Origin of the sequence: Micromonospora sp. A202 (assembly GCF_006715105.1) — a bacterium.
Lineage (GTDB): Bacteria > Actinomycetota > Actinomycetes > Mycobacteriales > Micromonosporaceae > Micromonospora > Micromonospora zamorensis.
The window spans coordinates 2,059,069-2,073,829 of the sequence record NZ_VFMP01000001.1; the positions used below are offsets into that span (position 1 = coordinate 2,059,069).

General features: G+C 73.7%; 13 protein-coding genes. 9 read left to right on the forward strand and 4 right to left on the reverse strand.

What is annotated here, in order from left to right; all coding sequences use genetic code 11:
* Positions 1-11: 11 nt before the first annotated feature.
* From FBZ33_RS09460 to FBZ33_RS09495, 8 genes are read left to right on the forward strand one after another with little or no spacing between them, the layout of a single operon-like run.
* Complete coding sequence (locus FBZ33_RS09460; RefSeq protein ID WP_141908751.1) at positions 12-1,703, forward strand: HAD-IIIA family hydrolase; 1,692 nt, start codon at positions 12-14, stop codon at positions 1,701-1,703.
* Positions 1,700-2,674 (forward strand): glycosyltransferase, encoded by a 975-nt coding sequence (locus FBZ33_RS09465; protein ID WP_141908752.1) that lies wholly within the window; start codon positions 1,700-1,702, stop codon positions 2,672-2,674. The genes FBZ33_RS09460 and FBZ33_RS09465 overlap by 4 nt, the downstream gene beginning before the upstream one ends.
* Positions 2,659-3,876 (forward strand): glycosyltransferase, encoded by a 1,218-nt coding sequence (locus tag FBZ33_RS09470; RefSeq protein ID WP_141908753.1) that lies wholly within the window; start codon positions 2,659-2,661, stop codon positions 3,874-3,876. The genes FBZ33_RS09465 and FBZ33_RS09470 overlap by 16 nt, the downstream gene beginning before the upstream one ends.
* Positions 3,873-4,577, forward strand: coding sequence for an SIS domain-containing protein (locus tag FBZ33_RS09475; RefSeq protein WP_141912537.1), 705 nt, complete (start codon positions 3,873-3,875; stop codon positions 4,575-4,577). Before FBZ33_RS09470 ends, FBZ33_RS09475 begins: the two co-directional genes overlap by 4 nt.
* Positions 4,578-4,593: 16 nt before the next feature.
* Positions 4,594-6,066: a PfkB family carbohydrate kinase gene (locus FBZ33_RS09480; protein WP_141908754.1), complete on the forward strand. Its 1,473-nt coding sequence runs from the start codon at positions 4,594-4,596 to the stop codon at positions 6,064-6,066.
* The gene (locus FBZ33_RS09485; protein ID WP_141908755.1) at positions 6,063-6,764 is read left to right on the forward strand and encodes an SDR family oxidoreductase; all 702 of its coding nucleotides are present in this window, start codon (positions 6,063-6,065) and stop codon (positions 6,762-6,764) included. The genes FBZ33_RS09480 and FBZ33_RS09485 overlap by 4 nt, the downstream gene beginning before the upstream one ends.
* The gene (locus FBZ33_RS09490; RefSeq protein WP_141908756.1) at positions 6,761-7,714 is read left to right on the forward strand and encodes a glycosyltransferase family 9 protein; all 954 of its coding nucleotides are present in this window, start codon (positions 6,761-6,763) and stop codon (positions 7,712-7,714) included. Before FBZ33_RS09485 ends, FBZ33_RS09490 begins: the two co-directional genes overlap by 4 nt.
* Positions 7,698-8,681: a DNA topoisomerase IB gene (locus tag FBZ33_RS09495; protein WP_141912539.1), complete on the forward strand. Its 984-nt coding sequence runs from the start codon at positions 7,698-7,700 to the stop codon at positions 8,679-8,681. The genes FBZ33_RS09490 and FBZ33_RS09495 overlap by 17 nt, the downstream gene beginning before the upstream one ends.
* Before the next feature lie 151 nt (positions 8,682-8,832).
* Here FBZ33_RS09495 and FBZ33_RS09500 read toward each other — a convergent pair whose 3' ends face one another.
* Complete coding sequence (locus FBZ33_RS09500; protein WP_141908757.1) at positions 8,833-9,867, reverse strand: helix-turn-helix domain-containing protein; 1,035 nt, start codon at positions 9,865-9,867, stop codon at positions 8,833-8,835.
* A 9-nt stretch (positions 9,868-9,876) separates the two neighbouring features.
* On the reverse strand, positions 9,877-10,638 hold the full coding sequence (locus tag FBZ33_RS09505; RefSeq protein ID WP_141908758.1) for a TetR/AcrR family transcriptional regulator: 762 nt from the start codon (positions 10,636-10,638) through the stop codon (positions 9,877-9,879).
* Positions 10,639-10,720: 82 nt separating this feature from the next.
* Here FBZ33_RS09505 and FBZ33_RS09510 point away from each other — a divergent pair, with 82 nt between their 5' ends.
* A complete protein-coding gene (locus FBZ33_RS09510) occupies positions 10,721-12,310 on the forward strand; it encodes an MFS transporter (protein ID WP_141908759.1) in 1,590 nt (529 codons plus the stop codon).
* A 137-nt stretch (positions 12,311-12,447) separates the two neighbouring features.
* Here FBZ33_RS09510 and FBZ33_RS09515 read toward each other — a convergent pair whose 3' ends face one another.
* Positions 12,448-12,951 (reverse strand): hypothetical protein, encoded by a 504-nt coding sequence (locus tag FBZ33_RS09515; RefSeq protein WP_141908760.1) that lies wholly within the window; start codon positions 12,949-12,951, stop codon positions 12,448-12,450.
* 88 nt (positions 12,952-13,039) lie between these two features.
* Positions 13,040-14,671 carry an ATP-dependent DNA helicase RecQ gene (locus tag FBZ33_RS09520; RefSeq protein ID WP_141908761.1) on the reverse strand — a complete coding sequence of 544 codons (1,632 nt, stop codon included), beginning with the start codon at positions 14,669-14,671 and terminating at the stop codon, positions 13,040-13,042.
* Positions 14,672-14,761: the final 90 nt, after the last annotated feature.

Consider the following 14,761-nt stretch of genomic DNA (forward strand, 5'->3'; position numbering starts at 1 on the left):
ACCCGCCGGCTGTGCGACAGGACCAGGAGGATCCGTATCAGCGCAGGTCAGCCCCGGTTTACGCCGCTGCTGACCGCGCCGGTTCCGCCGGGTCCAGTCGCACGACTGTCGGAAGCCCTCGACCCGTCCTGTACGACGCCGTGCTGCTGGACCGCGACGGGACCCTGATCGAGGACGTGCCGTACAACGGCGACCCGGAGAAGGTGCGGCCGGTGCCGGGGGCGCGGGCGGCGCTGGACCGGCTGCGGGCAGCCGGGCTGCGCCTGGCGGTGGTGACGAACCAGTCGGGGCTGGCCCGGGGCTACTTCACCGGGGAGCAGATGCGGGCGGTGCACGCCCGCATCGAGGAGTTGCTGGGTCGGTTCGACGCGTGGCTGGTCTGCCCGCACGACGACGCCGACGGCTGCGACTGCCGCAAGCCGGCGCCCGGCCTTGTGTACGCCGCCGCTGGGGAACTGGGCACCACCGCGTCCAGGTGTGTGCTGGTGGGCGACATCGGGCGGGACGTCGGTGCCGCCCTGGCCGCGGGGGCGGCAGGGGTGCTGGTGCCGACCCCGGTGACCCGACCGGAGGAGATCGCGGCCGCCGGGTGGGTGGCCACCGACCTGCCGGCGGCGGTGGACGAGATCCTGCGCCGCCAACAGGCCGTACGACCGGCGACCCCGACCGGTGACCCGGTGCGCACGGCGCTCGTGGTCCGGTCGGACTCGGCCGGGGACGTGCTGGTCACCGGGCCGGCGATCCGTGCCGTCGCGGCGGGGGCACAGCGGGTGGTGCTGCTGTGCGGGCCGCGTGGCCGCGCCGCCGCCGACCTGCTGCCCGGCGTCGACGAGATCATCGAGCACCCGCTGCCCTGGATCGACCCCACGCCGGGGCCGGTGGACCCGGAGGCGCTGCGGAGCCTCACCGCCCGCCTCAGCGCGATCGGCGCGGACCAGGCGGTGGTGTTCACCTCGTTCCACCAGTCCGCCCTGCCGCTGGCGCTGCTGCTGCGGATGGCGGGTGTCGGCCGGATCGCGGCGATCAGCGACGACTACCCGGGCTCGCTGCTGGACGTCCGGCACCGGGTGCCGGTGGGCGTCCCCGAACCGGAACGTGCCCTCTCCCTCGCCGCCGCCGCCGGTCACCGGCTGCCCGACGGCGACGAACCTGTGCTCCGGCTCCGACGCGACGCCGTGCCGCCGCGCCCGGCCGACCTCGGCGACCCGGGGTACGTGGTGCTGCACCCCGGCTCGGCCGCGTCGAGCCGGGCCTGCCCGCCCGAGGTGGCGACCCGGATCGCCGGGGCGCTGACCGCCGCCGGGCATCGGGTGCTGGTCACCGGCAGCTCCGACGAGCGTGACGTCACCGCCCGGGTCGCGGCGGCCGGCGGCACCGACCTGGGTGGGCGAACCGACCTGGCCGGGCTGGCCGGGATCGTGGCGGACGCCAGCGCGGTAGTGGTCGGCAACACCGGGCCCGCGCACCTGGCCGCCGCGAGCGGAGTGCCGGTGGTGAGTCTCTTCGCGCCGACCGTCCCGTTCGGTCAGTGGGGGCCCTACCGGGTGCCCACCGTTCGGCTCGGCGACGCCGCCGCGCCCTGCCGGGACACCCGTGCCGCCAGCTGCCCGGTCCCCGGGCACCCCTGCCTCAGTGGCATCGACCCGGACGAGGTGGTCGACGCGCTGCGGATGCTCGCCGTCAGTGGTGGTGGCGGCCGATGAACATCCTGCTCTGGCACGTGCACGGCTCGTGGACCACGTCGTTCGTGCACGGCAGCCATCGCTACCTGATCCCCACCACACCCGACCGCGGCCCCTACGGCCTCGGCCGGGCCCGGACCTACCCCTGGCCGGACAGCGCGGTCGAGGTCGCCCCGGAGGACCTGCCGGGCGCCGACATCGACCTGGTCATTCTGCAACGGCCAGAGGAGATCGACCGGGCCGAGGCGTGGCTGCGCCGCCGCCCCGGCCGCGACATCCCGGCGATCTACGTCGAACACAACACCCCGAAGGGCGACGTGCCCAACACACGGCACCCCATGGCCGACCGCGACGACCTGCTCATCGCCCACGTCACCGGGTTCAACCAGATCTTCTGGGACACCGGCGCCACCCGCACCACAGTGGTCGACCACGGCATCGTCGCCCCCACCGTGTCCTACACCGGCGAACTCGACCGGCTCGCCGTGGTGATCAACGAGCCGATCCGGCGAGGACGGGTCACCGGCACCGACCTGCTGGCCCAGTTCGCCGAGATCGCGCCGCTGGACGTTTTCGGCATGGGCGTCGCCGGCCTGGCCGACCACCTCGGGCTGCCCGCCGACCGGCTCACCAGCCACGACGACGTACCTCAGCACCGGATGCACGCCGAACTGGCCCGGCGGCGCGCGTACCTGCACCTGTGCCGGTGGACCTCGCTCGGGCTCAGCCTCATCGAGGCGATGGCGATCGGCATGCCGGTCGTCGCGCTCGCCACCACCGAGGCGGTGATGGCGGTACCCCCGGAGGCGGGCGCCCTCGCCACCCGGACGGACACCCTGCTCGACGCCGCCCGCCGGTTCATCGCCGAACCGGCGATCGCGCGCCAGGCCGGCGCGGCGGCGCGAACGGCCGCACGCGACAGGTACGGCCTCGACCGTTTCCTCGCTGACTGGGACCGGCTGCTGGAGGAGGAAGTATGCGGATCGCGATGATCTCGGAGCACGCCAGCCCGCTCGCCGTCCTCGGAGGGGAGGACGCCGGCGGCCAGAACACGCACGTCGCGGAGCTGTCCGCCGCGCTCGCCGCCGCCGGGCACGAGGTACGGGTCTACACCCGGCGGGACGCGCCCGACCTGCCGGTGACCGTCCGCAGCCCGGACGGGTACGACGTGGTGCACGTCTCCGCCGGGCCGGCCGAGCCGGTGGCCAAGGACGCGCTGCTGCCGCACATGCGGGAGTTCAGTGCCTGGCTGATCGAGCGCTGGCGGGGCGGGGACTGGGTGCCCGAGGTGATCCACGCGCACTTCTGGATGAGCGGCCTGGCGGCGTTGACCGCTGGCCGGCAGACCGGGGTGCCGGTGGTGCAGACGTACCACGCGTTGGGCACTGTGAAGCGCCGCTACCAGGGCGTGCAGGACACCAGCCCGGCCCGCCGGGTGTCCTACGAGCGCGAGCTGGGCCGCTCGGTGGACCGGATCGTCGCCCAGTGCCGTGACGAGGTGGGCGAACTGGTCCGGATGGGCGTGCCCCGGTCCCGGATGACCGTCGTGCCCTCCGGAGTCAACCTCGCCACGTTCGCCCCGCTCGGACCGGCCGCCGACCGCGAGCCGAATCGGGCCCGGATCCTGACCGTGGGCCGACTGGTCGAACGCAAGGGCTTCCAGACCGTGGTCCGTGCGATGGCCCTGGTCCCGGACGCCGAGTGCGTGGTGGTCGGCGGCCCGCCCGAAGGGCTGCTGGAGACCGACCCGTACGCCCGGCGGCTTCGGGCACTGGCCGAGTCGTGCGGGGTGGCCGACCGGGTGCACCTGGTCGGCGCGGTGCCCCGGGAGGAGATGGGCCGCTGGTACCGCTCGGCGGACCTGCTGGTCGCCGCACCCTGGTACGAGCCGTTCGGGTTGACCCCGCTGGAGGCGATGGCCTGTGGGGTGCCGGTTGTCGGCACCGCGGTCGGCGGCATCCGGGACACCGTCGTCGACGGGACGACCGGTGACCTCGTGCCGGCGCGGGACCCGCAGGCGCTGGCCGCCGCGATCCAGGGGTTGCTCGACGACCGGATCAGGCGCTTCGCGTACGCGACGGCGGCGCGCGAGCGGGCCCGGACGCGGTACTCGTGGGCGGCCACCGCCGAGCGGCTGGTCGAGGTCTACAGCGAGGTGGCCGCCGTGCGTCGCCCCACCCGGGTGGTGGCCTGATGCCGGCGGGAAGCCTGCTCGACACCCACCTGACGAACCTCGCCGCGGCGCTGGCGTCGTACCGGCGGTGTGAGTCCCAGCTGGCCCGCTGGGGTGCGGACCTGGCCCACCGGCTGGCCGGCGGGGGTCGTCTGCTGGTCGCCGGCAACGGCGGTAGTGCCGCCGAGGCGCAGCACCTCACCGCCGAGCTGGTCGGCAAGCTGCACCACGACCGGCAGCCGTTGTCCGCGATCGCGCTGCACGCCGAGACGAGCGCGCTCACCGCCATCGCCAACGACTACGGCTACACCGACGTCTACGCCCGCCAGGTGCGCGCACATGGTCGTCCCGGTGACGTCCTGCTGCTGCTGAGCACCAGCGGCAGCAGCGCCAACCTGATCACCGCCGCGCTGGCCGCCCGGGAGGCCGGCCTGACGAGCTGGGCGCTCACCGGGGCGACGCCCAATCCCCTCGCCGACGCCTGTGACGAGGTGCTGGCTGTCGCGTCCCCCGACACCCAGGTCGTCCAGGAGCTGCACCTCGTGACCAGCCACCTGCTGTGTGAGTACCTCGAACAGGAGCTGCCCGCCGCCCTGGCCGCGGTCGCCGACCCGGCGGCGGTCCACCACGACCCGACCGAGCCCGCTCCGCCGGCCCGGTCGGTGCGTACCGGGGTCGAAGTGGTGCTCGACGGTGGGACCGGACAGCAGGTCGACGCGTGAGGATGAGGAGGCAAGCGTGAGAGGACCCGTGGTGGTGCTCGGCGACACCCTGCTCGACCGGGACGTGGAAGGGGTGGTGAACCGGCTCTGCCCGGACTCCCCGGTGCCGGTGCTCGACGAGACCGTGGCCACCGACCGACCCGGTGGCGCCGGTCTGGCGGCGGTGTTCGCCGCCGCGCAGGGCGCCGAGGTGGTGCTGGTGACCGCGCTCGCCGACGACGCTGGCGGAGCCCGACTGAGCACGCTGCTCGCCGCCGCCGGTGTGCAGGTGTATCCCCTGGCTCTCTCCGGCGCGACGCCGGAGAAGATCCGGCTACGCGCTCGGGGCCGGGTGCTGCTGCGCCACGACCGCGGTGGCGCGTCCGGGGAGCCGGGTCAGCCCTCCGACGAGGTGCTGCGGGTGATCGCCGGAGCGTCGGCGGTGCTGGTCAGCGACTACGGCCGGGGGGTGGCCCGGCAGCCCGCGCTGCGTGACGCGTTGGCCGCGACCCGCGCGCCGGTGGTGTGGGACCCGCATCCGCGCGGTCCGGCGGCGGTGCCCGGCGTCCACCTGGCCACCCCGAACGAGGCGGAGGTGCGGGAGCTGGTTCCCGCACTGCCCGGTGCCTCCCGGCTGGCCACCGCTTCGCGTGGTGCGCAGGGGCTCCGCCGGCGCTGGCGGGCCGGCGCGGTCGCGGTGACGCTGGGCGGTGACGGCGCGCTGCTCTGCCACGCCGGGTCGACGCCGCTGGTGGTGCCGACCCCCGGCAGCGCGGAGGGGGACACCTGCGGAGCTGGGGACCGCTTCGCGGCCGCTGCCAGCCTCGCGTTGGCTCAGGGCGCCCTGGTCTCCGAGGCGGTGCAGGCGGCGGTCGCCGAGGCGTCTCGGTTCGTGGCGGGTGGAGGAGTGGCCGCGGCGCTTCCGGCGGCGAACGCGAGGAGGGAGTCCGGGTTGCGATCCGCGCAGTCGCGAACGAGGGGTGGCCCTGCGAACGCCGCTCTGGTCAGCCCCGGTGGGGACCGGGTCGGAGTCGCGGCGGTCGCCACGCTCCTGGGTGAGGTACGGGCCGCAGGTGGCACGGTGGTGGCGACCGGTGGTTGCTTCGACCTGCTGCACGCCGGGCACGTGGCCACCCTGGAGGCCGCCCGGCAACTCGGCGACTGCCTCATCGTCTGCCTGAACTCCGACGCCAGCGTGGCAGGGTTGAAGGGCCCGGAGCGGCCGGTGATGTCCGAGGGTGACCGCAGTCGGCTGCTGGCCGCTCTGAGCTGTGTCGACGCGGTCCTCGTCTTCGACGAGCCGACCCCGGACGCGGCGCTGTCCTGGATACGACCCGACGTCTGGGTCAAGGGTGGCGACTACGCCACCGGCGGCGGTGACGCCTCGGCCACCCTGCCGGAGGCGGAGGTTCTGCGCCGGTGGGGCGGAAACACGGTGGTGGTGCCCTATCTGGACGGTCGTTCCACCACCGACATGATCGTCCGGACGCTCGCGGAGCGGGTCCGATGACCGCCACGCGGCCCGGAGCCGGGCCCACCGTCCTGGTCACCGGCGGCGCGAGCGGGCTCGGCGCGGCGGTGGTCGCGGCGGTGGCCGCGTCCGGTGGCCGACCGATCGTGCTGGACCGGCAGCCGCCGGCCGACGGGGTGTCCTGGACCGAGTGCGACCTGGCCGACACGCGGGCCGCCGAGGTGGCCACCCAGCACCTCGCCGAGCAGGCCGGCGGCCTGGACGCGGTGGTGACCGCGGCCGGTACGGACGTGCCGGGTCGACTCGCCGACGTGCCGGGGGAGACCTGGGACCGGATCGTCGCGGTGGACCTGCTGGCCACGGCGGCGGTGATCCGGGCCGCGCTGCCGTTCCTGCTGACGTCCCGGGGACGCATCGTCACTGTCGCCTCCACCCTGGGCGTCAAGGCGGTCAGCGACGCGACCGCGTACTGCGCGGCCAAGTTCGGCGTGGTCGGCTTCACCCGCGCCCTCGCCGCCGAGCTCGCCGGGCAGGTCGGTGTCACGCTGCTGATCCCGGGCGGGATGCGCACCGCGTTCTTCGACGAGCGCGACCCGCAGTACAAGCCGGGGCCGGACGCGATCCTCAACGATCCCGCCGACACCGCCGCCGCCGTCATGTTCGCGCTCAGCCAGCCGCCCGGCTGCGCGGTTCGCGAGCTGGTGGTCTGCGCCGAGCAGGAGACGTCGTACCCGTGATCCTCGTGCTGCGCGCCCTCGGCGTCGGCGACCTGCTCACCGCCGTGCCCGCGCTGCGGGCGCTGCGGACCGCGTACCCGTCCCGGGAGCTGGCGCTCGCCGCGCCCGCCTGGTTGGCCCCACTGGTCGACCTGGTCGGCGGCGTCGACCGGCTGGTGGACACGGCCGGGCTGGACCGGCCCATCCGGGTCGGGGCGGCCCCGCAGGTCGCGGTCAACCTGCACGGGCGGGGCCCGCAGTCGCATCGGCTGCTCGCGGCCACCCGGCCCGGCCGGCTGTTCGCCTTCGCCAACCCGGAGGCTGGCCACACCGATGGTCCGCGGTGGTCCGCGGACGAGCACGAGGTGGACCGGTGGTGCCGGCTGCTGTCCTGGTACGACATCGCGGCCGACCGCGCCGATCTCGACCTGCGCCGGCCCGGGGCGGCCGGGTTGCCCACGGGTGTGACAGTGCTGCATCCCGGCAGCAAGGTCCCCGCCAAGCGGTGGCCCGCCGAGCGGTTCGCCGCGCTGGCCCGGGCGCTCAGCGAGCAGGGGCACCGGGTGCTGCTCACCGGCTCGGCCGACGAGCGGGCACTGGCAGGGAGGGTGGCCGAGGCGGCCGGCCTGCCGTCCGACGCCGTGCTGGCCGGCCGCACCGACCTCGGCGTGCTCGCCGCGCTGGTGGCGCACGCCCGGCTGGTGGTCAGCGGGGACACCGGGGTCGCCCACCTGGCCACCGCGTACGGCACCGCCTCGGTCGTGCTCTTCGGGCCGGTGCCGCCGGCGCACTGGGGGCCGCCGCCGGACCGGCCCCGGCACCGGGTGCTCTGGGTCGGCGAGGGGGATTGGCCCAGGTGGGACGGGGTAGGAAGCCACCCGACGATGGCGGCCCTGCGTCTCGGCGAGGTGCTGGCCGCCGTGGCTGAGGTGGAGAGGCTGGTGCGTGTCTCCGGTGCGGTTGCGGCGTAGCGACCCGGGTGGACCGGGGTACGGGCGGCGTCGGCGCGGACGGGGCTGGACCTTCGTCGACCCGGCCGGCGATCCGGTCCGTGACCCGGAGGTCCTGGCCCGGCTGCGGGAGCTTGTCATTCCTCCGGCCTGGCAGAACGTCTGGATCTCGCCGCACGCGAACGGGCACATCCAGGCGATCGGGATCGACGCGGCCGGGCGCAAGCAGTACGTCTACCACCCTCGGTGGCGGGAGAAGCAGGACGAGGCGAAGTTCGACCACATGCTGGAGGTGGCACGCCGGCTGCCGGTGCTGCGCGAGCGGGTGGGGCGTGACCTGGACGGTCGAGGGCTGGGCCGGGACCGGGTGCTGGCGACGGTGGCCCGACTGTTGGACATGGGGATGTTCCGGGTCGGCAGCGACCAGTACGCGGCCGGCGACGACCCGACGTACGGGGTGTCCACCCTGCGTCCCGAGCATGCCCGGTCCCGGCGCGGCTGCGTGGTCTTCGAGTTCCCCGCGAAGGGTGGCATCGAGCAGGTACGCCGGATCGAGGACCCCGAGCTGTGCCAGGTGCTGGTCAATCTGCGTCGTCGTCGGCGGTGGGCGGACCGGCTGTTCGGCTACTGGGACGGCCGGGAGTGGCGCGACGTGCGCAGCGACGAGGTCAACGGGTACCTGCGTGACGCCAGTGGCGGGGAGATGACCGCGAAGGACTTCCGCACCTGGCACGCCACAGTGCTCGCCGCCACCGAGTTGGCGACCGTCGGCCCGGCCCGCTCGGTCACCGCCCGGCGCAAGGCGGTGGTCGCGGTGATGCGCGAGGTGGCCGAGCTGCTGGGCAACACCCCGACGGTGGCGCGGACGTCCTACGTGGATCCGCGGGTCGTCGACCTGTACCACGACGGGGTGGTGGCGTCGGTGGACCCGCAGGCGCCACGCGAGGAGGCCGAGCGGGTGGTCCTGGAGCTGCTGGAGAAGACCTGACCGGCCCCGCCAACGATCCTGGGGGGAGGTGGCGGGACCGGGGCCTCAGGCATGAGGGCGCACCGGGCGGCCGCCCGCCGCGTTTTCGCGGCGGGCGCCGCGCCACGGCCCCCGTTGGCGGCCCACCGATCGAACGGTGGACGCGCTGGTGTCAGTCTGCCGGCAGTGAGTTGACCGTTGATGCCGGCCGGTTGACGATCCGCGCCGGATGCGAGCCGCCGTCGCGGTGTTCCTGCGGGCTCACCCCGTATGCCGCCCGGAACGCCCGGCTGAAATGAGCTTTGTCGGAAAACCCCCAACGCGCCGCGATGGTCTGTACGGGTTGGTTGCGCAGCGCCGGGTCGGACAGGTCACGCCGGCACCGGGCCAGTCGCAGGCCCCGGACGTACGACGCCACGGTGCTGTGCTCGGCCTCGAACAGCCGGTGCAGCGACCGCACCGAGATGTGGTGGGCGTCGGCGAGGAACTGTGGGCCGAGCGTCGCGTCACCGAGGTGCCGGTGGACGTACGCCTGCACCTGGGTGAGCAGCGCCCGTCGGCGGACCTCGGTGGGCACGGCGTCCTCGGCGACCAGGTGCCGGCCGAGCATGGTGGTGGCCAGGTCCAGTCCCACGGTGCCGAGCCGGCTGGCGTCGGCGGCATGGTACTGCTCGGGATGCCCCGTCACCTGCAACAGGAACTGCGCCAGCAGCGCCCCGACCCCCTCGCTGCCGGACATCCGACCGCCGTAGAGCGCGGCCATCCGCTGCGGCGGCAACGGCAGCGCGGCGTGCGGGATCAACGTGATGATCGAGCTCGCCTGGTCCCGCTCCGGCTCGGTCGCGTGGTGGCAGACGTCGTGCGGTCGGGACCCGTCGTAGAAGGTGAACTCGCCGGTCAGGATCTCGCTACGGCGACCGTCCTGGCTGGACGTGCCGATGCCGCCGGTGGTGAAGGCGAGGATGTACAGCTCCGGGTCGGACTGGCGGACCAGCTTGCGGGTGCGGGTGGCGTCCAGCGACGGGTACTGGTATTCCACCAGCTGGATCGGGCCCAGCTCGATGAAGTCCGCGCGGGCGGCGAAGTCGTCGGCGTGCGCGGACTGGATGCGCAGCGGCGCGGAGGTGCGCGCGACGAGGTCGAGCCACATCCCGAACCGCTCGCCCGGGGGCAGGACCGTGGTGTCGATGGTGTCTCTCGGCAGCATCCGGTTCCCTCAGCTGGCTCGGCGCTGGATCAGGGCCTCGATGCCGTCGAGGATCCGGTCCAGGCCGAAGGCGAACTCGTCGTCGGGGTCGTCGTCCTGGGTGAGCACGCCGGCGGTCAGCACCCGGTGCAGCGCCGGAAAGCGGGCCGGGTCGATGAGTCGGGCCACCGTCCGACCGTACGCTGGCATCATCTCGCTGGGCGCGACGCCGGCGGCCTTGCTGCCCTCGGCTATCTGGGACGTGAGGGTGGCCTCGTTGCGGACGTACCCGGTGAGCAGCAGCAGCACGGACATCTTCTCGCCCTCACCGAGGGCGGTGCTGTCGAGGCAGCGCAGCCCGTCCTCCATCCAGCCGAGCTGCTGCGGGGTGATCGGCGGGCCGGTGATCGGCACGTGCAGCAACCAGGCGCGGTGCCGCAGCACCCTGTGCTCGGCCCAGGCCCACCGGGTCAGGCCGGCGCGCCAGTCGGTCTCCGGCGGAGGCGGTCCCGGCGACGGGCCGTAGCCGGTGTCCACCATGAGCATCAGCAGCTCGTCCTTCGAGCCGACGTAGCGGTAGAGGGCCATGGTGGCGGCGCCCAGCTCCTTGGCGACCCGGCTCATCGAGACGGCTGCCAGCCCGTCGGCGTCGGCCACCCGTACGGCGGCGTCCACGATGGCGGGCACGCTCATCCCCGGCCGGGGGCCCTTGGGTGGTCGTTCCCGCAGCCCCCAGGCGCTCTCGATGGAGGCCGGGATCGCTGGCCCGCTGTCGTCCGTCTGTGCCGCCACATTTCCTCCTTGCCTCGCCATCCTAGTTCTGCGTATGGTCTACGCATAACAGCGTACGACATACGCAGAAGGGGGACTGCTCATGATGGCGACGACGACCACACCGGCACCACGGGCGGGCCGACGGGAGTGGATCGGGTTCACGGTGCTGATGCTGCCGCTGCTCCTGGTCTCGATGGACGTGTCGGTGCTCTACTTCGCCGTCCCGTTCATCAGCGAGGAGCTGCGCCCCACGGCCACCCAGCAGCTCTGGATCTTCGACATCTACGGCTTCGTGCTGGCCGGGCTGCTCATCACCATGGGTGCGCTGGGCGACCGGATCGGCCGACGCCGGCTCCTGCTGATCGGCGCCGCCGCTTTCGGGGCGGCGTCGCTGCTGGCCGCGTACGCCGACAGCGCCGCGACGCTGATCGCCGCGCGCGCCGTGCTCGGCATCGGTGGGGCCACCCTGATGCCGTCCACGCTCGCCCTGGTGCGCAACCTGTTCCACGACGCCAAGCAGCGGGGCACCGCCATCGGCATCTGGACCGCCACTCTCACCGGCGGCATCGCGCTCGGCCCGGTGCTCAGCGGCATCCTGCTGGAGCACTTCTGGTGGGGCTCGATCTTCCTGATCAACATCCCGGCGATGCTGATGCTGCTCCTGCTCGCCCCGGTCCTCGTGCCGGAGTCGCGCAACCCGGCGACCGGGCGGTTCGACCTGTTCAGCGCCGCGCTGTCCCTCGGCGCGCTGCTGCCGGTGATCTACGGCATCAAGGAGATGGCCCGCGACGGCCTCAGCCCGGCGCGGTTGCTCGCCATCGTCGCCGGCCTGCTGATGGGTGCGCTGTTCCTGCACCGGCAGCGGACCCGGGCGTACCCGATGATCGACCTCGCGTTGTTCCGCCGCCGCGGCTTCGCCGGCTCGCTCGCGGTCAACCTGCTGGCGATGTTCGCGCTGGTCGGCTTCGCCATCTTCACCACCCAGCACCTCCAGCTGGTGCTCGGCCTGAGCCCGCTGCGAGCGGCGCTGTGGAGCCTGGTGCCGTCGCTGGCCGTGGGCGGTGTGGCGCCGGCCGCCGCCGCGCTCGCCCAGCGCGTCGAGCGGGCGTACCTGATCGGAGCGGGGTTCGGGATCGCCGTGCTCGGCTTCGCGGTGCTGACCCGTGTCACGCCGGAGTCGCCGCTGTGGCTGCTGCTCGTCGGCGCCAGTGTCTACGCCGGCGGCCTGGTGATGGTGATGTCGCTCGTCACTGAGTTGGTCCTCGGCGCGGCGCCGCCCGAGCAGGCCGGAGTCGCGTCGGCGCTGACCGAGTCCAGCAGTGAGCTGGGCGGCGCGCTGGGAATGGCGATCCTCGGCAGCGTGGGCGCGGCGGTCTACCGGCGCGAGATCCTCGACGGCCTGCCGGCGGGGTTGCCCGCCGACAGCGGTGACGCTGCCCGGGAGACCCTGGGCGGCGCGCTCGCGGTGGCCCAGGAGTTGCCGGCGGATCTGGCCGACGCGGTGCTGCACGCCGCCCGGGTCGCGTTCACCGACGGGTTGCACCTCGCGGCGGTCGCCGCCATGGTGGCGATGGTGCTGGGCGCGGTCGCCGCGCTGGTCACGCTGCGCGGCGCCCAGCCGGCCGACCCGACCGCGGCCCTCCCGAGCGACCCGAAGCCGACCGCGCTGCCGGCGTCGGCCGAGGCGTAGCCGCCCCAAATGATCGACTCGGTTTCCCGGAAGTCGGGGCGTCCCGAACGCGGGGATGCCACGGTTTCCAGCAAACCGAGTCGATCAACGTGGCGCACCACGGGCGGTCGCGCCACCAGGGTGGCTGCTCGGGGGCGTCAGTCGTTGAGCACGTGCGCGAGCCGGTCGCGGAAGCGCCGCTCGGAGTCGCTGACGGACTCGCCTCCGATGCCCAGCAGCCCACCGCTGGACGCGGCGCCCACGACCTGCTCGGCGATCTTCACGAGCCAGTGCTTGTACGCACCGGCCTCGCCCTCGTCGACCCGGGCGGCCAGCAGCGCGGAGGCCTCGCCGGCGCGCAGCAGCACGTCGTCGATCATGGCCTTCGGGTCGGCGGGCGCGATGACCGGCAGCTCCGCACCGGTCTCCGGGTCACCGACCCGGGTCACGATCTCGCCGGCCACGGCCGCGACCAGCGGGCTGGCCGACTCCCGGCCGGCGGCGATGGTCTCCAGGCCGGCAGCGGTCTCCGCCATGGTCCGGCGGGTGCCGTCGGACTCGGCGGCGCTCGCCGCGGTCAGAACCGACTGCGGCAGGCCGACCAGCAACCCCCACTCCCCGTCGGAGAAACCGAAACCGGTGTACGCCGGCTGCTCGATCACGGCAATGCCCCTTCCGCCCTGCTCTGCTTAGTCACTCGGTGCTTCGCTTGGTCGATCAACGGGCCCGACAACGGGAGCCCGGGTCAGGCTAGTCCAGGGTCAACAGGCCCTGTTCGGACACCACGCGCACCGACAACGTCTTGTACCCGACCTCATCGAAGAGAACCGTCATCTTGTCCTCCTCGTAGGAGAGCACCATGCCGCGCCCCCACTCCGGGTGACGCACCTGGCTGTGCACCGGGAACGGCCCGACCGCACCCTGGTCGGCCACGCTGGTGCCGTTGTGGCAGTTGTCGCAGTGGCCGCACACCTGCGTCATCTGCTCGCCGAAGTAGGCCAGCAGCGTCTGCCCCCGGCAGGCGGTGGTCTCGGCGAAGGCCCGCATCATGTCGGTGCGGGACCGGGTCACCGTCTGCTGGCGTTCCGCCTCGGCCAGTGCCGCCGCGGCGGCGTCCGCCGGGGCGGGGGAGTAGCGGGGAGCGCCGATGCGCTGCCGTGCGCGCGGCTCGGCGGCGCCGATCTGCTCCAGCAGGGAGAGATACTGGCCCAGCTTGCGCGGCCCGAGGCCGGTGGTCTCGCGCAGCTCGGTCTTGGTAGCCGGCTTGCGGCGCAGCAGCGCGGCCAGGTCGCGCAGCTCGTCGACGTCGGGCAGGCCGCCGCTGAAGAACCGCTGCAGGCCCACGTCCTCGGCCTGCCAGAGCAGCAGCACCCGGGCCGGTTGCCCGTCGCGACCTGCCCGGCCGATCTCCTGGAAGTAGCTGTCCGGTGAGTCGGGCAGCGCCATGTGCGCCACCCAGGCGATGTTCGGCTTGTCGATGCCCATGCCGAACGCCGACGTCGCCACCATGATGGGAACCTGGTCGGCGAGGAACGCCTCGTGCAGCTCGGAACGCGCGCCGGCCGCCATTCCACCGTGGTAGAACTGCGCCGGGAAGCCGGCGTCGGTCAACCGGGTGGCCAGTTCCTCGGCGGCGCGGCGGGTCGGGACGTAGATGATCCCCGGCCGCTCGTCGTCGCTCAGCAGCGCGACCAGTCGCCGCCACCGGTAGTCCTCGGTCGGGCAGTGCGCGACCTCGAGGAACAGGTTCGACCGGTCCAGCCCGGAGACCACGACCTCCGGGTCGCGCAGCCGCAGCCGGGCGATGATGTCGTCGCGTACCGGTGGGGAGGCGGTGGCGGTCAGCGCGACCACCGGCGGCCGACCGATGCCGTCGATGAGGTGCCCGAGCGCCAGGTAGTCGGGGCGGAAGTCGTGCCCCCACGCCGAGATGCAGTGCGCCTCGTCGATCGCCACCAGCGCCGGCTTCAGATCGGCGACCTCGGCCATCCGGTCCGGGTTGCTGAGCTGTTCCGGGGTGATGAACAGGAACTCCGCCCGGCCCTCGCGGATCTCGGTGATCGCCTCCGCCTGCTGGGTGGGCGACTCGTTCGAGCTGATCCGCACCGCTCGCAGCTCCGGGCGTTGCCGCTCGTTGAGGGAGGCGATCTGGTCCTGCTGGAGGGCCAGCAGTGGGGAGATCACCACTGTGGGGCCGGGGATCAGGCTGGCCGGAATCTGGTAGATCGCCGACTTGCCGGCCCCGGTGGGCAACACCACCAGGGCGTCACGTCGCTTCATGACCGCGCGCATGGCGGCCAGCTGGTTGGGCCTCAGCGCCTTCCAGCCGAAAAGGCTGCGGGCCGCGCGGCGCAACGTCATCGAATGCGTGGACAGTTTCATCGAGGGCCGGAGGTACCCGGGCCCATGACCGCCGAAACTCATTCGGGCGATCATGGGCGGGGCATCGGGTAGCCGGCTCGTCTGATCCGG

Bases quoted from the DNA above. Each gene is read 5' to 3' on its own strand.
- FBZ33_RS09465 (WP_141908752.1), top strand. From the start codon at position 1,700: ATGAACATCCTGCTCTGGCACGTGCACGGCTCGTGGACCACGTCGTTC.
- FBZ33_RS09470 (WP_141908753.1), top strand. From the start codon at position 2,659: ATGCGGATCGCGATGATCTCGGAGCACGCCAGCCCGCTCGCCGTCCTC.
- FBZ33_RS09485 (WP_141908755.1), top strand. From the start codon at position 6,063: ATGACCGCCACGCGGCCCGGAGCCGGGCCCACCGTCCTGGTCACCGGC.
- FBZ33_RS09500 (WP_141908757.1), bottom strand. From the start codon at position 9,867: ATGCTGCCGAGAGACACCATCGACACCACGGTCCTGCCCCCGGGCGAG.
- FBZ33_RS09510 (WP_141908759.1), top strand. From the start codon at position 10,721: ATGATGGCGACGACGACCACACCGGCACCACGGGCGGGCCGACGGGAG.
- FBZ33_RS09520 (WP_141908761.1), bottom strand. From the start codon at position 14,671: ATGAAACTGTCCACGCATTCGATGACGTTGCGCCGCGCGGCCCGCAGC.